The organism is Halomonas sp. hl-4 (genome assembly GCF_900215475.1).
Lineage (GTDB): Bacteria > Pseudomonadota > Gammaproteobacteria > Pseudomonadales > Halomonadaceae > Vreelandella.
The window spans coordinates 2518347-2538017 of sequence record NZ_LT907845.1; the positions used below are offsets into that span (position 1 = coordinate 2518347).

Sequence of the window (19671 nt, forward strand, 5' to 3'; positions counted from 1 at the left end):
CCATTACGGTTGTTGGTAATGCTCGAAAAGCTCGTGCATTCGCTCATTAAACTCGTAGGCGGGAAGACCCAGCTCGGCAACGCGGGCCAGGCGCTCCTCGTTGATCGGCTCCAGGCGTTCGGTCCAGCGGGCCGCCTCCTCCTCGCTCAGCGAAAGCACCTCGACACCTTCCTCCTCGCGCGCCCACTTCAGCGACTCTTCGACGTGAGAATCGAGATAGTCGCCGGCGAAGAAGGCCATTTCAGCACCCAACTCATCGATGATCTGCTGAACGTCTTCGGGCAGCGACTCCCAGCGCTGACGGTTCATAACCGCCACCAGCACGGCATTGGTCAATGGGTAGTCGGTGATGGACTTAACGGTGCGGGCATAGCCCAGATCCATCAGCACTTCCCGGGAACTCACGTAGCCATCAACGACTCCCGCCTGTAGTGCCTCGCCCGTATCAGCCTGGGAGAGCGCTATAGGCACCCCGCCCAGCGCTGCCAGCACATCGGTACTGTCGCCAGGCACACGGATCTCCTGGCCTTCCAGTTCTTCCAGTGAAGTCACTGGCTGCTTGGTCTGTAAATAACCGGGTTCGGAAGTAAACGCAGTGATGACCTTAAAATCCTCAAGACCCAACTGCTCGGGGGGAAACTCTTGAATCAATTCATAGAGTGACTGGCTGGCGACGGTGGAATTGACGTCCAGCCCCGTCAGGCTACCGGCCAGATTGAGCAGCGGAAAACGGCCCGGCTCATAGGAAGTGATCGACAGCCCGATATCCGCAACGCCGCTCAACACGCCGTCATACATGTTGTTTGCCGTCAGCAGCGTACCACCGGGGAAGGTGTTGACGGTCACGCGTCCATCCGTGCGGCGATGGAGCTCTTCCGCCCAGCGCTCCATTTGCACACCGGGGAAGGTGCTGGCAGGCGAAATGAACGCATAGCTAAGGATGATATCGCTGGCAGAAACGAGCGGACTATTCAGCATGCCTGCGAGCCCAATGGCACCCGCCAAGCGCCGAATGTTTGAGACTATTTTCTTTGTCGTCATGGGTCTTATCTCTCTTTATCGTTGTTGTTTGGCGCTTCCCACGCCTTTATACATTCAATATCACATGAAAATTCAAGTAATGCAACACCCTCATATGTCACAATGAGAACTCATGTAATAGATGGCTTACTGCACTGAATCCAGCGTCGCCAATCGCTGCTGCCGTTCGAGCAGGACGAACGAACCTACCGTCTCAGCCAGACGCAGTGACTGATTATCGAGCCTATCCGCCGCCGTTGCGGACTCTTCGACCAGTGCCGCGTTCTGCTGGGTCATTTGGTCGAGCCCAGCCACCGCCTGATTGACCTGACCGATACCCTGGCTCTGCTCGCTGGTTGCCGCACTGATTTCGCCAAGCACATCGGAGACCCTCGACACACTGGCAACGATGTCGTTCATGGAGGCACCGGCTGCGCGCACGAGCTCTGAACCGGCCTGGGTCTTGGCGGTGGCGTCCTCAATCAGTTCCTTGATCTGCCGAGCAGCGGCGGCGCTGCGACCAGCCAATTGACGCACTTCGTCTGCGACTACCGCGAAACCTCGGCCATGCTCTCCAGCGCTAGCCGCCTCAACCGAGGCGTTGAGCGCCAGTAGGTTGGTTTGAAAGGCAATGCTATCCATCACTGAGACGATCTCTGCAATCCGCTGCGACGCGCTATCAATGTCGTTCATGGTTCGCACGGCTTGCGACACCACGTTACCGCCCTGGGAGGCGACTTGCGAAGCAGAGTGGGAGAGCTCCTTTGCCTGCCGAGACGCTACAGCGGTATGTTCAACGGAATGGGTCAGCTGCTCCATGGAAGCCGACGTCTCCTGCAGGTGGGAGGCCGCCACCTCAGTTCGGGCCGACAGATCCTGGCTTCCCACGGCAATCTCACTCGCCGCTGCACGCACTGAGTCGCTGCTATCACGCACATCGAGCAGTACATCGTTTATTTTATCGACAAAAGCATTGAACTGGATCGCCAACCTGGCACTTTCATCGCGGCCATTGGCGGGCAGGCGGCGGGTCAAGTCGCCATTGCCAGCAGCGATGTCATGCATGCGCTCAGCCAAGCGACGCAACGGGCGAGCAATGCTCTCCCCCACCAACCATGCTGCCAATAATCCCAGGCCTGCAATGAAAAGCCCGATCAGCGTCATGCCCAGAATGTCTCTATCAAGCTGTTCCTCCGTTTGCCGCTGCAGTCCATGCATCCCCGCAAGCACCGCATCTTCAGGCTGCCGGATCATCAGCACCCAGGTGTTGTCGCCCTCTCCAATAGTGAACGGCCAGTACAATTCGATGACGCCCTGCTCGGCATCATGGATATACGTAGGCTGGCCTCCCTGGGCCTGCTGTATGCGCTGCTGCAAGGTAGCATCAAACGCCTCACTAAAAGGTTCCCCCAGCGTGGCTCCCTCCTGGGTATGCGCTACCAGCCCCCCTCTCGGTGCCACCAAGGCCATGTCTCCCGATCCCTCATAGAGTTCGCTATTTTCCTCCAAGAGCATGGACTGGATAAAATCCACCGTCAGATCAACGCCGGCAATACCGCGAAACTCGCTGTCGACAATGATCGGGGCGACGAAGGAAGTCAGCATCACTTCCTCCTCCCCCACCTGATAAACGTCAGGGTCTGTAATACATGGCCTCAACGTTTCTCGTGGGCAGAGGTAATACTCGCCCTCGCGCACCCCATTGGGCTGAATAGCCTCGCTCTCCATGATGGCGGCTTCCTGAGCCATGATGTCGAGATCTCCGTTCTCTCCCCGATACCACAGGGGCATGAAGCGCCCCTTTGGGCTATGCCCCGGCACGCTACCGTCCGAGTAAACGTCATCCTGATCGAAGGCATTAGGCTCCCAGGCAGCATAAGCGACAGAAACATCCTGATTGACTTCCAGGTACTTTCGAATGGCACCGATTATCTCCTGACGATTGAAATCAAGCGCGGGCCCACCGTTATAAGCCACGTCACCCTGCACGGAATTGACAGCGGCCAATCCCTTGGCCATCTCACGTGCCTGAGTAAATTGAACCTGTATGCTTTCGGCTTGAGAGGACGCTATGGCATGTAAACGGCCTTCAGTCTCGTCCAGCAGTATGTTCTGCGCTCCCACCTGAGTGGCTTCCTGCGACCTTGTATTGGCCATGACGAAGTAGGCAGACAAAGCTAACACCGCCAGAATTGTTGAGATGCCAGCCAGCAAGGTGACAAATGTACGGAGGGATTTGAATTTCATATCATCAACCTGAGCAGGGGTTAATTTTTATTTGTCCAACAGCATGGTGGCGGTAAAACACCGAGATAAAGCGGCGGTTTCCGCTCAACCGGTATGACACAAGCGATCTACTACTATCAATATCACATGAAATTTCAAATAAAAACACCCAATATGCGTATGTATCTACCCACTTACTCCCTAACAGCACTTCACGAGAGCCTGTTCAGGCATGGCAAACGATAAAAAAAGCCCAAGCATCAGCCTGGGCAAGGAGGATCAATGGAGAAAGGTGAGGGGCTATTCCAACGGCTCATAGGGCAAACCCACATAGTTTTCCGCAATAGTCGTCAGCCCCGCTTTAGAGCTGGTCACGTAGTCCAGTTCGGCCAACTGCATGCGGCTGTTGAAATCTTCCTCATCAGAGAAGTTGTGCAGCATGGAGGTCATCCACCAGGAAAAGCGCTCCGCCTTCCAGATACGTTTCAGGCAGGTTTGCGAGTAGCGCTCGATCAAATCCGTGCGGCCTTCCTGGTAAACCTTCACCATTAGCCGATAGAGCGTATTGACGTCGCTGGCGGCCAGGTTAAGCCCTTTAGCACCGGTGGGTGGTACAATATGCGCCGCATCGCCTACCAGGAACAACCGCCCGAACTGCATGGGTTCCACCACATAGCTGCGCAGCGGTGCAATGCTCTTCTCAATCGAAGGCCCAGTCACCAGCTTTGCGGCAACGTCGTCAGGCAGGCGGCGCTTCAGCTCTTGCCAAAAACGCTCGTCCGACCAATCTTCTACCTTTTCATCCAAGGGTACCTGAAGGTAGTAACGGCTGCGGGTGGCGGAACGCATGCTGCACAGACTAAAGCCACGCTTATGGCTCGCATAGATCAATTCATCCGAGACCGGCGGGGTATCCGATAGCAAGCCCAACCAGCCAAACGGATAAACCTTTTCGAACTCTTTTATGCGCTCTTGAGGGATCGCCTGGCGGGAGACGCCATGGTAACCATCACACCCGGCGATGTAGTCGCACTCAAGCCTGACCGTTTCACCGTTATGTTCAAAGGTGAGGTAGGGGCTGTCACTCTCCAGATCGTGGGGCTGAACATTTTCCGACTCGTAGAGCGTTATCGCACCAGCAGCAGCACGGGCCTCCATCAGATCCCGCGTCACCTCTGTTTGGCCGTATACCATCACTTTGCTGCCGCCGGTCAATTCATCCAGCGCAACCCGCACGCGGCGGTTATCAAAAACAAGCTCAAAACCGTCATGGGGTAAGCCCTCTTCATCCATCCGCTGGTCAACCCCCGCTTCGCGCAGTAAGTCCACCATGCCCTGTTCAAGCACACCCGCGCGGATACGGCTTAATACATACTCACCGCTACGCCGCTCAACAATCACGTTATCAATGCCTTGGCGATGCAGTAGCTGACCCAGCAGTAGGCCAGAAGGGCCTGCGCCAATAATCGCGACCTGCGTTTTCATAGGGGATGCCTCATCATTGTCATTATCTAAAATGCATGACTTGTATTTTTCAATGAAACACGCCGCATAATAAGGCATGATCTAGATCAATTATTGGACATTTAGCGCTTTATTACCCCACCTTAGTCGTATAGGAGATACCGGTGATGCCAGCCTCGTCGGCAACGTCCGTTCCCGTATTTAAGCTGTATGGCGAGACGCAGCATTGGCCCACGCCTGACCTGCTGCACTGTGAATCCATTGCCGAACGCAGCCGTTTACATAACTGGCGGATTCGACCACACCGGCATGCCGACCTCGTACATATTCTGTTTATTGCTCAAGGGAGTGTTGAATTAGAGCTGGAGGGAACAAGCCATCAGCTGCAAAGTGCCAGCGCTATCGTTGTTCCCGCCATGGCGATTCATGGCTTTCTCTTTTCACCGGATGTGGAAGGGCATATTATCACCCTGGCCAAACCGCTGGCCGACCACTTACATGCACTAATGGGTGAGAGCAGTACGCTAAAAAAAGCCGACTTCTATCCGCTGCTCCAGCCAAACCAGACCGATAAAATTGCCACGCTGGTGACCCAGATCGACCAGGAGTACCGCCAACCGGCCCCTGGACGCAACAGCCTGCTTGAAGCGCTTACCCAAGCCTTGGTGGTCGAGCTATCGCGCCTTTGTGCCTATGCAGGCCGCACGGCAAAACGCTATGGCCCCCGCCAAAGTGACAAAGGACGGCAGCATTTAGAGCACTATCAAGCGCTGATCGAAGCCCACTATCGCGAGCAGCCAAGTATTGAACAGTTAGCCGAGCAGATCGGGGTGAGTAGCGCGCACCTGAACCTGCTCTGCCGCCAACTCGCCGGGCGCAGCGCCCTGCAGTTGCTACACGAACGCCTGCTACTGGAAGCCAAGCGCCAGCTCACCTATACCAATATGACCATTGGCCAAGTCTCCGACAGCTTAGGCTTCTCTGAACCGGCCTACTTCACGCGCTTTTTTAAGCGTAATACCACGTTTTCACCGCGGGAGTTTCGGCTGCGCCAGCACGCCCAGTCATAGGCGCAAAGCCGTTTTACTGTCTGACAGGCAATGAGAGGTCACCAACGTTGAAGCCAAGAGCCTAAAGCCTGTGAGATCCGTGTGGATGACTAACCTTCTCAACCAGAAGATGAGGCGTTAGCAAAACCTAGTAGAAATATTGTTATTGAATTTTCATGCGCCTTTATTAGAGCTCAAAAGCCGATCAAGCCGATTGTGCGCCAACCTGACTGACCATCAGGGCCTGTTGAGCTCAACAGGCCCTACCCCAACCCTCTATTAACCCACATCTGTTTTACCACTAACACTGCCCCCCTCTGCATTTGCAGGGGTTACTTCCCGGACGACTCTTTCTAGTATGGGGTGCGAGAACGCCTCAACCGCGGGCAACCCATGGCCACTTAGGCCAGACCTACCCTCGCTAGGAGACCCCATGACCATTCCCAAGAACAATGCCAAGCGCTATTCCAAGAGCTATCCCAAGAACTATCCCAAGAACTATGCTATCTGTCTTGCGGCGATCGTTTCCCTCACCTCAACGGCCTGTTTGGCCGCTTCTCTACCAGAAAACGGGGAGCAAGCAGTCGGGGAGCAGTGGGGCACCGAGACAATGATTAATGCCCGGGCCAATATGTTTAACCCTGACCTCAATTTTCTTACGTTTCAACACTTAGACAAGATGTTTGCCACCCGCCAAGTGGCCGCGTCATCAACCCCATGGCCCCTTGAGACAGACTTCATTGAGATTAATGACAACTTCTCGTTCGAAGGCAACGACGTGCCTTTGGAGGAGTATCTGGAGAACACCAGAACCAACGCGCTGTTGGTTATCAAGGATGGCAAAATCGTTTATGAGCAGTACCGCAATGGCTTCAGTGATGACAGCCAGCACGCGGTATTCTCTGCCTCAAAGTCAATTCTCGCGACCTTGGTAGGCGTCGCTGTGGAAGAAGGCAAAATCGAAAGCCTTGATGACAAGGTCACCAAATACCTACCTGAGTTGGAAGGCACTGGTTACAACGATGTTCGCGTCATCGACGTGCTGCGGATGCGTTCTGGGGTTGCCTGGGAAGAAGTCTATGAGTTCGGCGGAGACACCCAACTAACGGAAGTGCACGACAACGCGCTTGTGGCTGGCAACTACCGCTGGTGCGATTACGCCATTGCCTCTTCCGAACCGGAGTATGAACCCGGCGAACGTTTCAATTACGCCACCCTGGATACCAGCGTGCTGGGCTGTGTGCTGGCGAGCGTTTTAGATACCACGGTCGCTGAGTACATGTCTGAAAAGATCTGGCAGCCCGCGGGTATGGAAGCAGATGGCTTCTGGATCATGGATGGTGGGGATGAGTTCTATGGCGCTGGTTTTAACGCCACCCTGCGCGACCTTGGCCGCTTTGGCCTGATGATGCTCAATAGGGGCGAAGCCAACGGCACCCAAGTCGTTCCTGCCCACTGGGTAACAGAGGCCACGGTGTCCGACCCTGGCTATGAGCATATTGCGGAAGGCGCCGACCTCGGCTACCAATATCAGTGGTGGACCTTCCCGGATAGCGATGCGTATACCGCCATGGGTATCTACAACCAATACATCTATATCGACCCGGACAACCAAACCGTGGTGGTTAAGCTGAGCCACACGCCAGATGCCAACGGCTGGGACGATGACAACTTCGCCTTCTTCGACAAGCTTTCTGAGCTTGTTTCTGAGTAAAAATCAGTTAAAACGACGCTTACCGGGCCTTGGCATACCCAGCCAAGGCCGCGGCCACTTTTCACTCGCCAGGCTGACGCAGCGCTGAAAGCAGTGCTACTTTGTTGCTCACACCTAGCTGGACATAAGCGCTACGCAGATACGTTCTTGCTGTTGCCGGGGTGATCCCCAGCATTCGAGCGACCTGTTTATGCGAGTGGCCTTGAGCATAGAGCCTAGCGGCACTGAGTTCACGCGGGGAAAGTGCACTTGAACGCTGCTGAGAACATAGCGTCAGGGCCACGAGGTCGCCGCAGTGGTGCACATTTATGCCTTTGTGTTCATTAGACATTAGCGTGTTCGGTGCCGTGCTTAACTGATCAGCAATAAGGCGTGGCAGGCTAGAGCCTTGCCAGCCAGCATATTTTCGTTCGAGCGCTACGCGAACCTCTTTACCTATATAGAGGAGCTCGCCCTTTCTGTTGGAAAGGGCATAGCTATCCCAACCATTGGGCAGAGCATCAAAACGAATTTTGGCTAGGTACTGCTTCCAGTAATACGCCAGATGGTTAAGAAACTCCTCCATCAGCACTGCATCAAGCCTATCGAATTCACTGCTTGTCTTGCGGCGATATATCGACACAAAAAACAGCATACCGCTGCAGGGAAACTCTAGCGTTACGGCCATACTATGTAAGATGTCATGCCGCTGACAAAAAGCTTCAACCTCGGCGCAATCAGCGTCAGATAAATCGTCATGGCCTCCCCGCACGGCCTTGCCCAGGTAGGAGATTGAAGCCTTGGCGAACCGATCCACCCCGGAAATACCATGCCACTCTTGGGCAAAAGATGAACTCAGCCCCAAGCTGCCATCCATCATGACACTGGGTGCAAAGATAGATGATGAGGTATCCGAGGGTAGATAAAGTTGCCCCCACCAGGCGGCATCAAAGCCCACAATATTAGCGAAGCCTTGTACGGCTTCACATAGCCACCTTTCAGGCATCGAGCATCTGGGCAGCTCCGTCAGCTCCATTAACCCACGGCTGAAACGCTGCAATAGATCGGCATCGCCATGGCGTGTGGATGCCTTATTATTATTGATCTCCATCGTTTCACCTACTGACAGCCACAAGCCTTTGTCGGTAATGGCTTGATGAGCCGCGACGGCTCATCAAGCACCAGCGTCAGCCTCTCTACTCACTTGTGATCGCATAAACTCCTTTTATCGCCACCGCCCAAACGATGCTTAGACAAAGCGGATGACGCAAGCTGACTAGAGCAGAAACAGAGTGCTCAAAATAGGAAAGGCGATTAATAGCGCTAGTCGTATTAAGTCAGAGACCACAAAAGGCGCCACCCCTTTAAATATCTCCCCTAGCCCGACATGCGGCGCCATCGCTTTAATCACGAACACATTCATCCCCACCGGTGGCGTCATCAGCCCCAACTCCACGGTCAAAACGGTGATGATGCCGAACCACACCGGATCAATGCCCATGGTTTGGATGATGGGGTAGACCACCGGCACGGTGATCACCAGCATGGCGATGGAATCCATGAACATACCCAGCACAAAGTAGAGCGCCAGGATGCACAGCACCACCACAATCGGGGTTAAGTCCATGCCGGCCAAGAGATCGGCAATCGAGAACGAAATACGCGATACCGAGATAAAGTAGCCGAGCGTTTCCGCCCCCACCAGCATGAAGAACACCACCGCGGAGAGCGCCAGCGTTTCTTGCAGGCTATGCCATAGCCCACTAAAACGCATGCCTTTCACGAAGGCGTATATCAGGGTAGCAAAGGCACCCACGCTCGCCCCTTCGGTGGGCGTAAACGCGCCAAAGTAGATCCCCAAAATCATGATCAGGAAAACGCCGAAAAACGGCAGCAAGCCTGTTAGCGAGGCAAACTTCTCCTTCCAAGAGGTGGGTTCACCCGCGACGGCAAACGATGGTCGCAAGCGCATCATCACGCTCACCGTGAGGGCATACATCACCAGCCCCATCAAACCGGGGATCAACCCTGCCATGAACATGTCACCCACCGACTGCTCAGTGAGAATGGCATAGATCAGCAGCGCAATGCTCGGCGGGATCATGATACCCAGCGTACCGCCTGCCGCCAGTGCGCCGGTGGCCAGGCCGCGATTATAGCCATAGCGCTCCATTTCCGGCAGCGCAACGCGTGTCATCGTACTGGCCGTGGCCAGTGAAGAACCTGAAATAGCGGAGAAAATGCCGCAAGAACCGACCGCCGCGATGGCCAGGCCACCCTTCCAGCCGCCGCAAATGGTGCGCGTGGAATCAAACAGCTTGCCTGCCATGCCTGAATGCGCCGCCAGCACGCCCATTAAAATAAACATGGGAACCGCGCTGAAACTGTAACTTGATAGCACTTCCACCGGGACGGTTTTAAGCTGCGAAATTGCCGCCCCCCAGCTAATCACTTGGGCAAACCCCACCACGCCGATAATCAACATGGTGAGGGCCACAGGTACCCGCAGCACCATGAGGACGAGCAGCATGCCAAGCCCAACGGCACCGATCATTTCACTCCCCATGGGACACCTCCGCCTCGACACCAAACAACGCGCAGAGCAGCGCATGCAAAAAGCTACGGATACCCAAAAGGAGACTCAACACGGCAGCTATGTAATAAATTGGCCCCATGGGTAGCCGAAGATCCTGAGTCACCTCGCCATGACGAGCTGCTGCTGTGGCAGAATCGACCAGGCCAATAAAAATCACCAGCCCCAGCGCGGCAAAGCCAAGCAGGTAGACACCGTGCAGCCGGGTTTTCAGCTTGTCGGGGAGCCCGTGGGAAAAGGCCTCGACGATGACCTGGCTTTTCTCAACGTTGGCGGCCATCGCCGCGAGCAGCGAGAAAAGCATCAAATAGCTGACCAACTCCACACTGCCGCTAATCCTTAGTGAAACGACCCCTTCGGTCAGGCGCGCCAAATAACGGGTAGACACATCGGCAATCGTGACGCCCAAGAGCCCAACAAGCGCAACGCCCGCCACGATGCGACAGAACAGGGCCAGCCAATAGCTGGCCCTCAGTAAGGTTGACTGCATTATGGATTACTCCTGTTGTGCAGCGCAGGAATCGCGGGCCTCTAGGGCAGCTTCGTAAACTTCTTCGCCCGGTAAGTCACGCTCTTCCAATTCAGCAAGATAGTTGTCAATGCCGTCCTGCAACGGTTTCTGCCAGTCGGCATCTTCCAACGGATTCTTGATTTCACGGATGGTATGGCCCGCGTCTTCGGCTTCCTGCTTGCCTTCCACGTCCAGGCGGTCGAACACTTCACCGGCGTTTTTGGCCCACTTCATGCCCGAATTGTTATCCAGCACTTCCTGTTGCTCGGGACTCAGGCTGTCGTAGGTGCGCTCACTCATGGTGGCCACAAAAATCAGCGTGTAAAACGGCACTTCGGTGTGGTACTCGACCAGTTCGTTAACGCGGAAGCCTTTTAGCCCTTCCCAGGGAAAGCTCAGCCCATCGATAACGCCACGCTGCATAGAGGTGTAGATATCCGGTGCCGGCATGCCCACGGGCTCGGCACCCATGTTTTCGAGAATTTCACCCGCCACGGCAGTGGGGCGGCGAATGCGCAGGCCATCAAGGTCACCAGGCGTTTGCACGTCAGTGTCGATGGTGTGGATACCACCCGGCCCGGTAGTGAACATAAACAGCGGGCGGGTATCCTCATACTCGCTATCCAGATGACCATCGTCGTAGAGCGTTTGCAGGACACAGGCACCCTGGGTTGCCGTTGTCGCAACACCCGGCAACTCAACAATTTGCGATAGCGGGAAACGACCGGCGGTATAGCCTTGGGCCGTGGCACCAATATCTGCGATGCCGTTAGCCGCCGCCTCGTAGATCGCATCTGGCTTGGCTAGCGTACCGGAGGGGAACATTTCAACGGTCAACTCGCCATCGGACTCTTCTTCGATAGTGTCGGCCCACACCTCAAAAATATCTTCGTTGACGCCCGAAGAACCCGGCCAGAAATGCGCCATGCGCAGGGTCGTTTCGGCCTGCGCCGAAGCGATAGTGAAACCCGCCACGGCAGCAGCGAGGATAGAGCGGGTAAAGAGGATTTTCATCAGGAGCTCCTGGACTTTTGTTGGATTCTTATAAGTTCGCATAGCGAATATTAGTTCGCCTATAATCACTACGTTAGTCCACAATGCGCAGTAGAGCTAATCGACATTCGTCTATGATGGCGGTTTATGCCGCCTGTATTTAACAGATGCAGCACAACACTTTCAGTGTTAGGTAGATAAGGGCCAATAGATAAGTCACATTGCCAATATAAAATTGGACTTTTCGAATATAAAATCACGGCTATGGTCGAGCCATCGAATAACACAGCGATTAAACATAAACGGTGCATCAACAAAAAGCCGCTTTCGCAAATAATACGAAAGCGGCTTACCAACAAATCAAGTCAAGGGCTACTTTGTCTGCTCGGTATACTTATCAACCAATCGGGTCGCCTCATCATAGAGCTGTTGGCCTTCAATGCCGCGGCTATTCATGTCGTCAATCCACTGAGCCGTGGCCTTCTCGGCTGCCGCTTGCCAGGGGGCCAGTGAGTCTTGATCGATATAGAACATCTCCCCTTCACCGCTTGCTTCAATCGCTTCGATCGCGTCCTCTTCCGCTTGATCCATGACCTGACCGATACGCTGCGCTTCCTCGAGCCCGGCATTGTCGTCAATCACCTGTTGCTGTTCTGGCGAGAGTGCATCATAGCTAGCCTGGTTTAAGCCCAGTACCATCATCGCTGTATACAACCCATGCTCACCTTCGAAAAAGGTGTGGTTCTGGGCGACATCCAGCACACCCAGTGCCGCTGCGCTCTCAAAGGGCAGCGTCAGGCCATCGATCACTCCACGGGAAATCGCCTCTGGAATTTGTGGCATCGGCATACCTACCGCCTTGGCACCGAGAAGACCCAGGTAGCGGTTCATGGTTTTAGAGGGGGCGCGAATCGCTAGCCCATCAAGGTCATCGGCGCTCTCTACTGACACATCCCGGGTATGGACTTTGCCTGGCGTATGCGCAAAAACGGCGATGGGATAGACACCCTCGAAGGCGTCTTGCATATGCGTTGTCGCAAACTCATGGGCGGCCATGCTGGTGGCTTCCCCCGTTGTGGGCAGGAAGGGTTGATCGAATGCCTCGGACTCCGGGAAGCGATTCGGTGTATAGCTGAGCAGTGTCCAGCTGATATCCACCACCCCGTCTTTGGCTTGATCGTAGAGCGATGGCGCTGAGCCCCCCAACTGCATGGCTGGGAAAATTTCCACCTTGATAGCCCCTTCGGACTGCTCTTCGATCCGCTTGGCCCAGGGTTCCAGATACTCGGTCTGCACGGGCGTGGCCGGGGCAGCAAAATGGTGCAAGCGCAGGGTCACCGTGTCCTGGGCGTAGCCACTGGCGCTGAGGAGCATGCCAGTTAACAACGTGAGGCTGGCGAGTGTGGGTTTTATTGTCATTGTAATGAACTCCTTTATTTACTTCGCTTTCTTGCAAGATATAGTGCTTGCGCTTATCTAAATGGGGTAATGGCGCGGCCCAAGCTGCATGGTCATCCAGCGCAGGTCGGTGAATTCCTCAATCCCGGCTTTTCCGCCAAAGCGTCCATAGCCGCTCGATTTCACGCCGCCAAAGGGCATCTGGGGTTCGTCGTGCACAGTGGGGGCGTTGATGTGGCAAATACCCGACTCAATGCGCTGGGCAAACTGCATCGCCCGGGCGGTGTCGCGGCTGAATACAGCAGCCGAAAGGCCATATTCGCTATCGTTTGCCACGCGTAGGGCTTCCTCTTCATCCTTGACGCGCATCAGCGCGACTACCGGGCCAAACGACTCTTCGCCATACAGACGCATCGCCTTGGTAACCCCATCCACCACGGTAGGCTGCATAATGACGCCTTCGGCCTTGCCGCCGCAGGCCAGGCGAGCCCCATGCTGCTGGGCGTCGTCGATCAGGGCGTTGAGTTTCTCGCCCGCTTCGCGATTGATCAGCGTGCCCAGCGCATTGCCTTCGCCGCGGGGGTCGCCCGCGCGTAGCGTTTGCGCCTTGCGGGCCAGTTTTGCGACGAAGGCGTCGGCGACCGCGTCCACCACGATCAGTCGCTCGGTGGACATGCAGATCTGGCCCTGGTTGAAGAAGGCGCCAAAGGCGGCAGCCTCTACGGCGGCGTCCAGGTCGGCATCGTCAAGCACCACGAACGGCGCCTTGCCGCCCAGTTCCAGCAAGACCGGCTTAAGATGACGCGCGGCTTTTTCGGCAATGATGCGCCCCACCTGGGTAGAGCCGGTGAAGTTGATACGCCGTACGGCTTGATGCTCGATCAGCGCCTCGACGACCTCGGCGGCCTGCGGGGGCGCATTGGTCACCACGTTAACGATGCCATCGCCCAGGCCAGCCTCGATCAGCACCTCCCCGATCAGATGATGCGTCGCGGGGCACTGTTCCGAGGCCTTGAGAATCACCGTGTTACCACACGCCAGCGGTGTGGCAATGGCACGGGTGCCTAGAATAATCGGCGCGTTCCAGGGCGCAATGCCCACCACCACGCCGCAGGGCACGCGCACGCCCATCGCCAGGTTATCGGGCACGTTGGAAGGGATGACCTCGCCATTCACTTGCGTAGTCAGCGACGCCGCCTCACGCAGAATGCTGGCGGCGACCATGACGTTAAAGCCCGCCCAGCCTGGCGTCGCGCCGGTTTCATCTACCATGCGTTCGATAAAGTCAGCTTGCCGCGCCTCCATAACCTCTGCCGCTTTGAGCAGCTTGGCGCGCTTTTCGCCGGGGCCCGTTCTTGACCAGGCCGGGAAGGCGCTCGCGGCGGCGTCTGCGGCCCGAGCTGCATCGGCGACAGAGGCCGCCGCCGCCTGGGTGACAACGTCGCCAGTCAGCGGATTGGCCCGCGTAAAGTTGGCGTCTTGCTCAGCGGCACACCGCTCACCGCCGATTAACAGTTCAAGATCCATGGCAACCTCTCGTTTACATCATTGTCGATTGTTGTTGTCCGGTGTTTACCGGTGATAGCTCTCCAGCCCAGGCTTGATGCTCTTTTCATCGAGGAACTGCTTCAGCCCTTGCTCACGCCCCTGCTCGGGATCGAGTTGCTGCGCCTGATCGAGCTTGGCGTAGAGGTACTCTTCGTTCTGCTCCCAGGTCAGTTCGCGGCACATTTTGAAGCCGATCTTGGCGGCACGCAGCACAACGGGGTTCTTGTCACGCAGCGTTGCGGCTAACTCGCGGGTGGCTTCGCGTAGCTCGGTCAGCGGTACACTTTTATTCACCAGCCCCATTTTGGCTGCCTGGGGGCCGGTAAATGTTTCCCCGGTCATGATGTAGTAGAGCGCTTCCCGGTGGCCCACGGTATCGGCCATGGCTTTGCTCACCAGGTTGCCGGGGGGAATACCCCAGTTGATCTCGGAGAGGCCAAATACCGACTCATCGGCGGCAATCGCCAAATCGCAGGCCACCAGCGGCGAGAAAGCCCCGCCAAAGCACCAGCCATTGACCATGGCGATGGTGGGCTTGGCGTAGTGACACAGTAGCTTCCATTGCCAGGTAGAGGCGTCGCGACGCACTTTGACCTGGACGATCTCGGGGCTGGCGTCGATCTCGCGGAAGTACTCTTTAAGGTCCATACCGGCGGAAAAGGATTCGCCCTCGCCGGTCAATACCAGCACGTGGGCCTCTTGATCCAGTTCGATGGTTTCGAGCACATCGATCATTTCACGGTTGAGGGTCGGGCTCATGGCGTTGCGCTTTTCAGGGCGGTTCAACGTCACCCAGGCAATGCCCTCTTCGACGTTCACCTTCACGGTTTGCCAGCGATCCTGGTAGTTACTCATCTCTTGCTCCTTGGGGTTTATCAAACGGCTTATTCAAACGTTAACGGTCAAGCGCCTACTCAGTGGTGAACTTTTCGATTAACTCTCGGGCATCGTTATATAGCGCTTCGCCATCAAGTCCTTTCTCTTCGGCATCGGCGATCCACTCGTCAGCGATTTCCTGCCCCACGGCTTGCCAACGGGCAGTTTCATCTCTATCCAGTTGGGTAATCGTGCCGGGCTGTTCGCCATTTTGAATGGCCTGGATTTGCACCTGGTCGGCATCATCCATGATCTGACCTATTTTGCGGGCCTCTTGGATGCCGGAGTGAGCGTCGATAACCGACTGCAGGTCGGCGGGCAGCTCATCGTATTTGCGCTGGTTCATCGCGACGATCATCATCGTGGTATAGAGCGCATTGTCTCCACTGAAGACCGTATGTTCGGTCGTAATATCGGCCAACCCCATAGCGGTAATCGCTTCAAAGGGAATCACCGTGCCATCCAGGACGCCTTTGGACAGGGCTTCCAGCGCCTGGGCGACCGGCATACCAATAGGTTCCGCGCCCAGTTTGGCAAGATAGCGGTTCACCAACCGGCTGGGGCCACGCATCTTGAGCCCCTTTATATCGTCGAGTGATTCAATGCGCGTCTCTTTGGTGTGCAGCGCGCCAGGGCTATGGGTATGGACAGCGATGGGGTATACGCCCTCTAACTCATCCTCCATGTGCGTCATCGCATATTCATGAGCGGCTTGGCTTGTCGCAGCACCTGTGGTCGGTATAAAAGGTAAATCGAAGACTTCAGCCTGGGGGAATCGTCCAGAGTTATAGCCCAGCACCGTCCAGATAATATCCACCTGGCCATCTTTCGCCTGGTCATAGAGCGAAGGTGGCTTACCACCCAGTTGCATCGAAGGGTAGAGTTCAACCTCCAGACGGCCGTTGGACTCTTCCTCTATGGCCTCTTTCCAGGGAATAAAGTACTCCTGGTGAACGGGCGCCGAAGACGGGAAGAAATGATGCAGCCGAAGTGTGTACTCAGCCTCCTGGGCGCTGGCCTGCCCAGCGCCCCAGGCAAGAGGTAAGGCGATGGCTAATGCGAGCAAACGCCGGTGTAGTTTTGAAGTAATCTGCTGGGTCATAAGAAGTACCTCGTTGTGCTTGTTATGTTTACTGTGGTCAATGGCTAAGCGACTGAGCACGCCGACTTAATTCACCGCGAATAAATCAATCAAAACGTTCTCCCGGGTACGCTCGGCAGCGCCTATAAAAATCGTGCGCGTTAGCCAGGCGTAACGGGGGCTGGAAGTGTAAAAGCGCGGCGTGGTATGAAAGTAATACTCCTCTGGAGCAACGATTTCTCCGCGCTGAAGGCGCTGCATGACAGCAGTCGAACCGTGCCGAAACCCGCTGTTTTCAACTTCGATGCGTTCGCCACTATCGGTTTCTAAAAAATAGCGGGCATGCAGTTCGGCCACGCCATCATTACGCAGGGTCTGCCAGTCTCCTCCGCCAGGCAATACCACGCCGTTCAACCGCTCACCACACACTTGGCCGCCGGTGATGGCAATGAAGCGACGCTTGCCTTGAGGGTTTTCACCCAGCTCAAGCGGGGCATCGACGTCAACCGTTAAGCGCGCGATAAAAGTAGGCGTCGGCATTCGTTGAGTCGCGTCTTGGGACATGTCCAACTCCCTTGGTCAATTGATTAAGTAGACGAAGCCAAGCGAGATGGCGGGGAAGAGCACCAGCAAAATAATGCGAATAAGGTCTGCCACTAAAAAAGGCAGGATGCCTTTAAAGGTCTCGATTAAGGGAATACGAGGGGCCATCGAGTGGATAATGAAAATGTTCAGCCCCACCGGCGGCGTGATCATGCCCACTTCAACGACCACCAGCGCTAAGATGCCGAACCATATCGCCACATCGGCGGCGGGCATGCCGAAGTCCATCCCCATGACGATGGGCAGAAAGATGGGCACGGTGAGCAGAATCATCGAAAGGCTGTCCATAAAGCAGCCAAGCACCAAATAGCAGAAAAGAATGCCCGCCAGAACTACCCAGGGACTAATCTCAAGCCCCACTATCCAACCGGCAGTCATTTGCGGAAGCTGGGTCAGGGCAAGGAAGCTATTGAAAACACTAGCACCGAGCACGATAAAGAAGATCATCGCCGAGGTCACCGCGGTTTCAAGAACGCAGTCCCGTAAGCCGTTCCAACGCAGTCCGCCTCGTGTTATCGCCAGGGCACCGGTGGAGACCGCCCCGACGGCGGCGGCTTCGGTAGGCGTAAAGATACCGGTATAGATGCCCCCAATCACCACGATAAAGATCGCCGCGCCAGGCCATACCTCCAACAGTGAGCGCCAACGCTCGCCGCGGGAGGCTTTCGCCTTACTCGGCGCACTGTCAGGAAAAAAGCGCACATAAAGCGAGATGGCCAACATATAGCTGAACACCGCTAACAAGCCCGGCACCAGGGCAGCGGCAAACATTTCGTTAATGTTCTGTTCGGCCAGGATGGCGTAGATAACCAACACCACAGAGGGGGGAATCAAAATACCCAGGGTGCCGCCTGCGGCCAAGGCGCCGGTCGCCAGGCTGCCGCGATACCCTTGACGCTCCATTTCGGGCAGCGCCACTTGGGTCATGGTGGCGGCGGTCGCCAGCGAAGAGCCACAAATGGCCCCAAACGCACCACAAGCGCCAATGGTGGACATCGCCAGTCCGCCGCGGCGGTGGCCCAGCCAGTCGTTGGCCGCCTGAAACATGGCCCGGGAGAGGCCAGCTCTCGCCGCAAACTGCCCCATAAGCAGGAAAAGTGGAATGATGGATAGCGTATGGCTGGAAAAGTGTTCGTAGGGAAGCGTCTTTAAGCCACTTAAAATGCCCGCTGGCCCAGTGACCAGTATCGTCCCAACGCCGCCAACCACCAGCATGGCCAAGCCGATTGGAATTCGCGTGGCCATCATGAATAGCAGAACCACAAAACCGCTAGCGCCCAAGGTGAGAGGTGTCATTACAGGTCTCCTTGCACAGAATTTTCTTGCGTGGGAGACGAATGGCTATGCGTTGAATTGGGATACTGCTGCTTATCGGTTAACGCATCCAAAGCACGATATAGGCAGACCAGCGTCAACAGTGCGAACCCCGCTACACCGCCGACATACCCCCACCAGAGCGGTATATCCAGCAGCATGCTGGTTTCCATATAGCGACGTTTATCCAGCAAGCCATGATAGAGGCGCCAGGTCATTAACCCTGCCACTACCAAAAAGAGCATTTCGGCAACAACGGCAAGCAGGCGCTGAACGACAGGCGGCGCGTTCATGACCAGTAGGTCTACCGTGACATGACCACTGCGAAAATGGCAGTAAGGCAAAAACAGAAAAACGGCGATGGCCGTCCCCATCTCCACCAGCTCGTAATCACCGGTGATGGGGCCCACCCATGCCAGCATCGTCATATCACTTAACACCGGCACACTGGCTACCCACCGGCCAAGAATGCTAACGACGGTGATAATAGCGAGTGCTACGATCAACAATCCGCCGCTTATCGCGGCAACCCTACAGGTTATCTCAAGACTACGGCGCATCAATGCAGTGCCGATGGTCGGTACTGTCGCTAAGCTGCTCATCGTTTCGTCTCTTGTTTTTGGAATTCGCTGTATGGCTGAAATCAACCCTGCGCTTTACACCGCGAGGCCGTTACAACCAAACTAATTACTTAATATAAGTAATTGTCTTTGAGAGAGCATGCAAGCGTCACCGACAAAAATACGCCTAAAGTTTTATCCTTTCTCTGTATCCGAGGTGTATATTTTCACTAACAGCGACAGCAATTGACGTCGCTCTATTTCGCTAAGTGATTGAGTTGCATTGATATCACTTTGTTCAGCCAGCCCCTTCAGCTGTTCGGTCAAGGCTTCGCCCTTTTTGCTAAGAAAAATCCCGTGGGAGCGCTTATCCCGCTTACAGCGCACCCGTAAAGCCAACCCTCTCTCCTCCAGATTGTTAATTAAGCTAACGATTCTGGGTGGATCAATGTCCAGCACCTTGGCTAAATTGGTTTGGGTGATGCCGGGATAGCCTTCAATCACCACGAGCGAAGAGAACTGGGCAGGGCGTATCTCATGCTCCTGCATGGCCTCATTAAAATGTTTAAAAACAGTCAACTGCGCCCTTCTCAAGGCGTAACCAAGGCGATTTTCAAGCACCAGACCGGCGACAGACGTCGGCTCTTTTTCATCGGGCTCAACTTGTTGAACGGACGTACTCTTTTTCGATTTGGCCATGCGTTAATTCCTGTCTCATTTAAATAATTACAACCAAGGTCTT

The 19671-nt window shown here is 55.5% G+C and carries 17 protein-coding genes; 2 read left to right on the forward strand and 15 right to left on the reverse strand.

The features are described from left to right. Positions 1-3: 3 nt before the first annotated feature. The 3 genes from CPH17_RS11930 to pobA all read right to left on the reverse strand — a co-directional run bounded on the left by CPH17_RS11930 (position 4) and on the right by pobA (position 4731). Positions 4-1041 carry a TRAP transporter substrate-binding protein gene (locus tag CPH17_RS11930; protein WP_074398303.1) on the reverse strand — a complete coding sequence of 346 codons (1038 nt, stop codon included), beginning with the start codon at positions 1039-1041 and terminating at the stop codon, positions 4-6. 126 nt (positions 1042-1167) lie between these two features. Next, complete coding sequence (locus CPH17_RS11935; RefSeq protein ID WP_074398301.1) at positions 1168-3267, reverse strand: methyl-accepting chemotaxis protein; 2100 nt, start codon at positions 3265-3267, stop codon at positions 1168-1170. A gap of 279 nt (positions 3268-3546) precedes the next feature. Next, positions 3547-4731, reverse strand: coding sequence for a 4-hydroxybenzoate 3-monooxygenase (gene pobA, locus CPH17_RS11940; protein ID WP_074398599.1), 1185 nt, complete (start codon positions 4729-4731; stop codon positions 3547-3549). Positions 4732-4877: 146 nt separating this feature from the next. Between pobA and CPH17_RS11945 the strand changes: the two genes are divergently transcribed. Both CPH17_RS11945 and CPH17_RS11950 read left to right on the forward strand, forming a co-directional pair. Beyond that, positions 4878-5780, forward strand: a complete 903-nt coding sequence (locus CPH17_RS11945) for a helix-turn-helix domain-containing protein (protein WP_074398300.1) — start codon at positions 4878-4880, stop codon at positions 5778-5780. Between the two features lie 412 nt (positions 5781-6192). Further along, positions 6193-7473, forward strand: a complete 1281-nt coding sequence (locus CPH17_RS11950; protein ID WP_074398298.1) for a serine hydrolase domain-containing protein — start codon at positions 6193-6195, stop codon at positions 7471-7473. A gap of 61 nt (positions 7474-7534) precedes the next feature. On the opposite strand, the gene CPH17_RS11955 is transcribed toward CPH17_RS11950, so the two are convergent. The 12 genes from CPH17_RS11955 to CPH17_RS12010 all read right to left on the reverse strand — a co-directional run bounded on the left by CPH17_RS11955 (position 7535) and on the right by CPH17_RS12010 (position 19628). After that, positions 7535-8563 carry a helix-turn-helix domain-containing protein gene (locus CPH17_RS11955; protein WP_074398296.1) on the reverse strand — a complete coding sequence of 343 codons (1029 nt, stop codon included), beginning with the start codon at positions 8561-8563 and terminating at the stop codon, positions 7535-7537. Between the two features lie 165 nt (positions 8564-8728). Beyond that, a complete protein-coding gene (locus CPH17_RS11960; protein WP_074398294.1) occupies positions 8729-10018 on the reverse strand; it encodes a TRAP transporter large permease in 1290 nt (429 codons plus the stop codon). After that, entirely contained in the window at positions 10008-10535 is a 528-nt protein-coding gene (locus CPH17_RS11965; RefSeq protein ID WP_074398293.1) for a TRAP transporter small permease, read from the reverse strand. Before CPH17_RS11965 ends, CPH17_RS11960 begins: the two co-directional genes overlap by 11 nt. A gap of 6 nt (positions 10536-10541) precedes the next feature. Continuing rightward, complete coding sequence (locus tag CPH17_RS11970; protein WP_074398291.1) at positions 10542-11570, reverse strand: TRAP transporter substrate-binding protein; 1029 nt, start codon at positions 11568-11570, stop codon at positions 10542-10544. 351 nt (positions 11571-11921) lie between these two features. Next, on the reverse strand, positions 11922-12968 hold the full coding sequence (locus CPH17_RS11975) for a TRAP transporter substrate-binding protein (protein ID WP_074398289.1): 1047 nt from the start codon (positions 12966-12968) through the stop codon (positions 11922-11924). 57 nt (positions 12969-13025) lie between these two features. Then, entirely contained in the window at positions 13026-14474 is a 1449-nt protein-coding gene (locus CPH17_RS11980; RefSeq protein ID WP_074398287.1) for an aldehyde dehydrogenase, read from the reverse strand. Between the two features lie 45 nt (positions 14475-14519). Then, positions 14520-15350 carry a p-hydroxycinnamoyl CoA hydratase/lyase gene (locus CPH17_RS11985; RefSeq protein WP_096299654.1) on the reverse strand — a complete coding sequence of 277 codons (831 nt, stop codon included), beginning with the start codon at positions 15348-15350 and terminating at the stop codon, positions 14520-14522. A gap of 55 nt (positions 15351-15405) precedes the next feature. After that, positions 15406-16473, reverse strand: a complete 1068-nt coding sequence (locus tag CPH17_RS11990) for a TRAP transporter substrate-binding protein (RefSeq protein WP_074398284.1) — start codon at positions 16471-16473, stop codon at positions 15406-15408. Between the two features lie 66 nt (positions 16474-16539). After that, positions 16540-17016: a DUF3237 domain-containing protein gene (locus CPH17_RS11995; protein WP_074398282.1), complete on the reverse strand. Its 477-nt coding sequence runs from the start codon at positions 17014-17016 to the stop codon at positions 16540-16542. A 15-nt stretch (positions 17017-17031) separates the two neighbouring features. Further along, positions 17032-18351 (reverse strand): TRAP transporter large permease, encoded by a 1320-nt coding sequence (locus CPH17_RS12000; RefSeq protein ID WP_074398280.1) that lies wholly within the window; start codon positions 18349-18351, stop codon positions 17032-17034. Further along, positions 18351-18971: a TRAP transporter small permease gene (locus CPH17_RS12005; protein WP_082934303.1), complete on the reverse strand. Its 621-nt coding sequence runs from the start codon at positions 18969-18971 to the stop codon at positions 18351-18353. Before CPH17_RS12005 ends, CPH17_RS12000 begins: the two co-directional genes overlap by 1 nt. A 153-nt stretch (positions 18972-19124) precedes the next feature. Continuing rightward, complete coding sequence (locus CPH17_RS12010) at positions 19125-19628, reverse strand: MarR family winged helix-turn-helix transcriptional regulator (protein ID WP_074398278.1); 504 nt, start codon at positions 19626-19628, stop codon at positions 19125-19127. Positions 19629-19671 lie beyond the last annotated feature (43 nt).

Bases quoted from the DNA above. Each gene is read 5' to 3' on its own strand.
- CPH17_RS11945 (WP_074398300.1), top strand. From the start codon at position 4,878: ATGCCAGCCTCGTCGGCAACGTCCGTTCCCGTATTTAAGCTGTATGGC.
- CPH17_RS12010 (WP_074398278.1), bottom strand. From the start codon at position 19,628: ATGGCCAAATCGAAAAAGAGTACGTCCGTTCAACAAGTTGAGCCCGAT.
- CPH17_RS11960 (WP_074398294.1), bottom strand. From the start codon at position 10,018: ATGGGGAGTGAAATGATCGGTGCCGTTGGGCTTGGCATGCTGCTCGTC.
- CPH17_RS11995 (WP_074398282.1), bottom strand. From the start codon at position 17,016: ATGTCCCAAGACGCGACTCAACGAATGCCGACGCCTACTTTTATCGCG.
- CPH17_RS11970 (WP_074398291.1), bottom strand. From the start codon at position 11,570: ATGAAAATCCTCTTTACCCGCTCTATCCTCGCTGCTGCCGTGGCGGGT.
- CPH17_RS11980 (WP_074398287.1), bottom strand. From the start codon at position 14,474: ATGGATCTTGAACTGTTAATCGGCGGTGAGCGGTGTGCCGCTGAGCAA.
- CPH17_RS11990 (WP_074398284.1), bottom strand. From the start codon at position 16,473: ATGACCCAGCAGATTACTTCAAAACTACACCGGCGTTTGCTCGCATTA.
- CPH17_RS11930 (WP_074398303.1), bottom strand. From the start codon at position 1,041: ATGACGACAAAGAAAATAGTCTCAAACATTCGGCGCTTGGCGGGTGCC.
- CPH17_RS11965 (WP_074398293.1), bottom strand. From the start codon at position 10,535: ATGCAGTCAACCTTACTGAGGGCCAGCTATTGGCTGGCCCTGTTCTGT.
- pobA (WP_074398599.1), bottom strand. From the start codon at position 4,731: ATGAAAACGCAGGTCGCGATTATTGGCGCAGGCCCTTCTGGCCTACTG.
- CPH17_RS12005 (WP_082934303.1), bottom strand. From the start codon at position 18,971: ATGAGCAGCTTAGCGACAGTACCGACCATCGGCACTGCATTGATGCGC.
- CPH17_RS11985 (WP_096299654.1), bottom strand. From the start codon at position 15,350: ATGAGTAACTACCAGGATCGCTGGCAAACCGTGAAGGTGAACGTCGAA.
- CPH17_RS11950 (WP_074398298.1), top strand. From the start codon at position 6,193: ATGACCATTCCCAAGAACAATGCCAAGCGCTATTCCAAGAGCTATCCC.
- CPH17_RS12000 (WP_074398280.1), bottom strand. From the start codon at position 18,351: ATGACACCTCTCACCTTGGGCGCTAGCGGTTTTGTGGTTCTGCTATTC.
- CPH17_RS11955 (WP_074398296.1), bottom strand. From the start codon at position 8,563: ATGGAGATCAATAATAATAAGGCATCCACACGCCATGGCGATGCCGAT.
- CPH17_RS11935 (WP_074398301.1), bottom strand. From the start codon at position 3,267: ATGAAATTCAAATCCCTCCGTACATTTGTCACCTTGCTGGCTGGCATC.
- CPH17_RS11975 (WP_074398289.1), bottom strand. From the start codon at position 12,968: ATGACAATAAAACCCACACTCGCCAGCCTCACGTTGTTAACTGGCATG.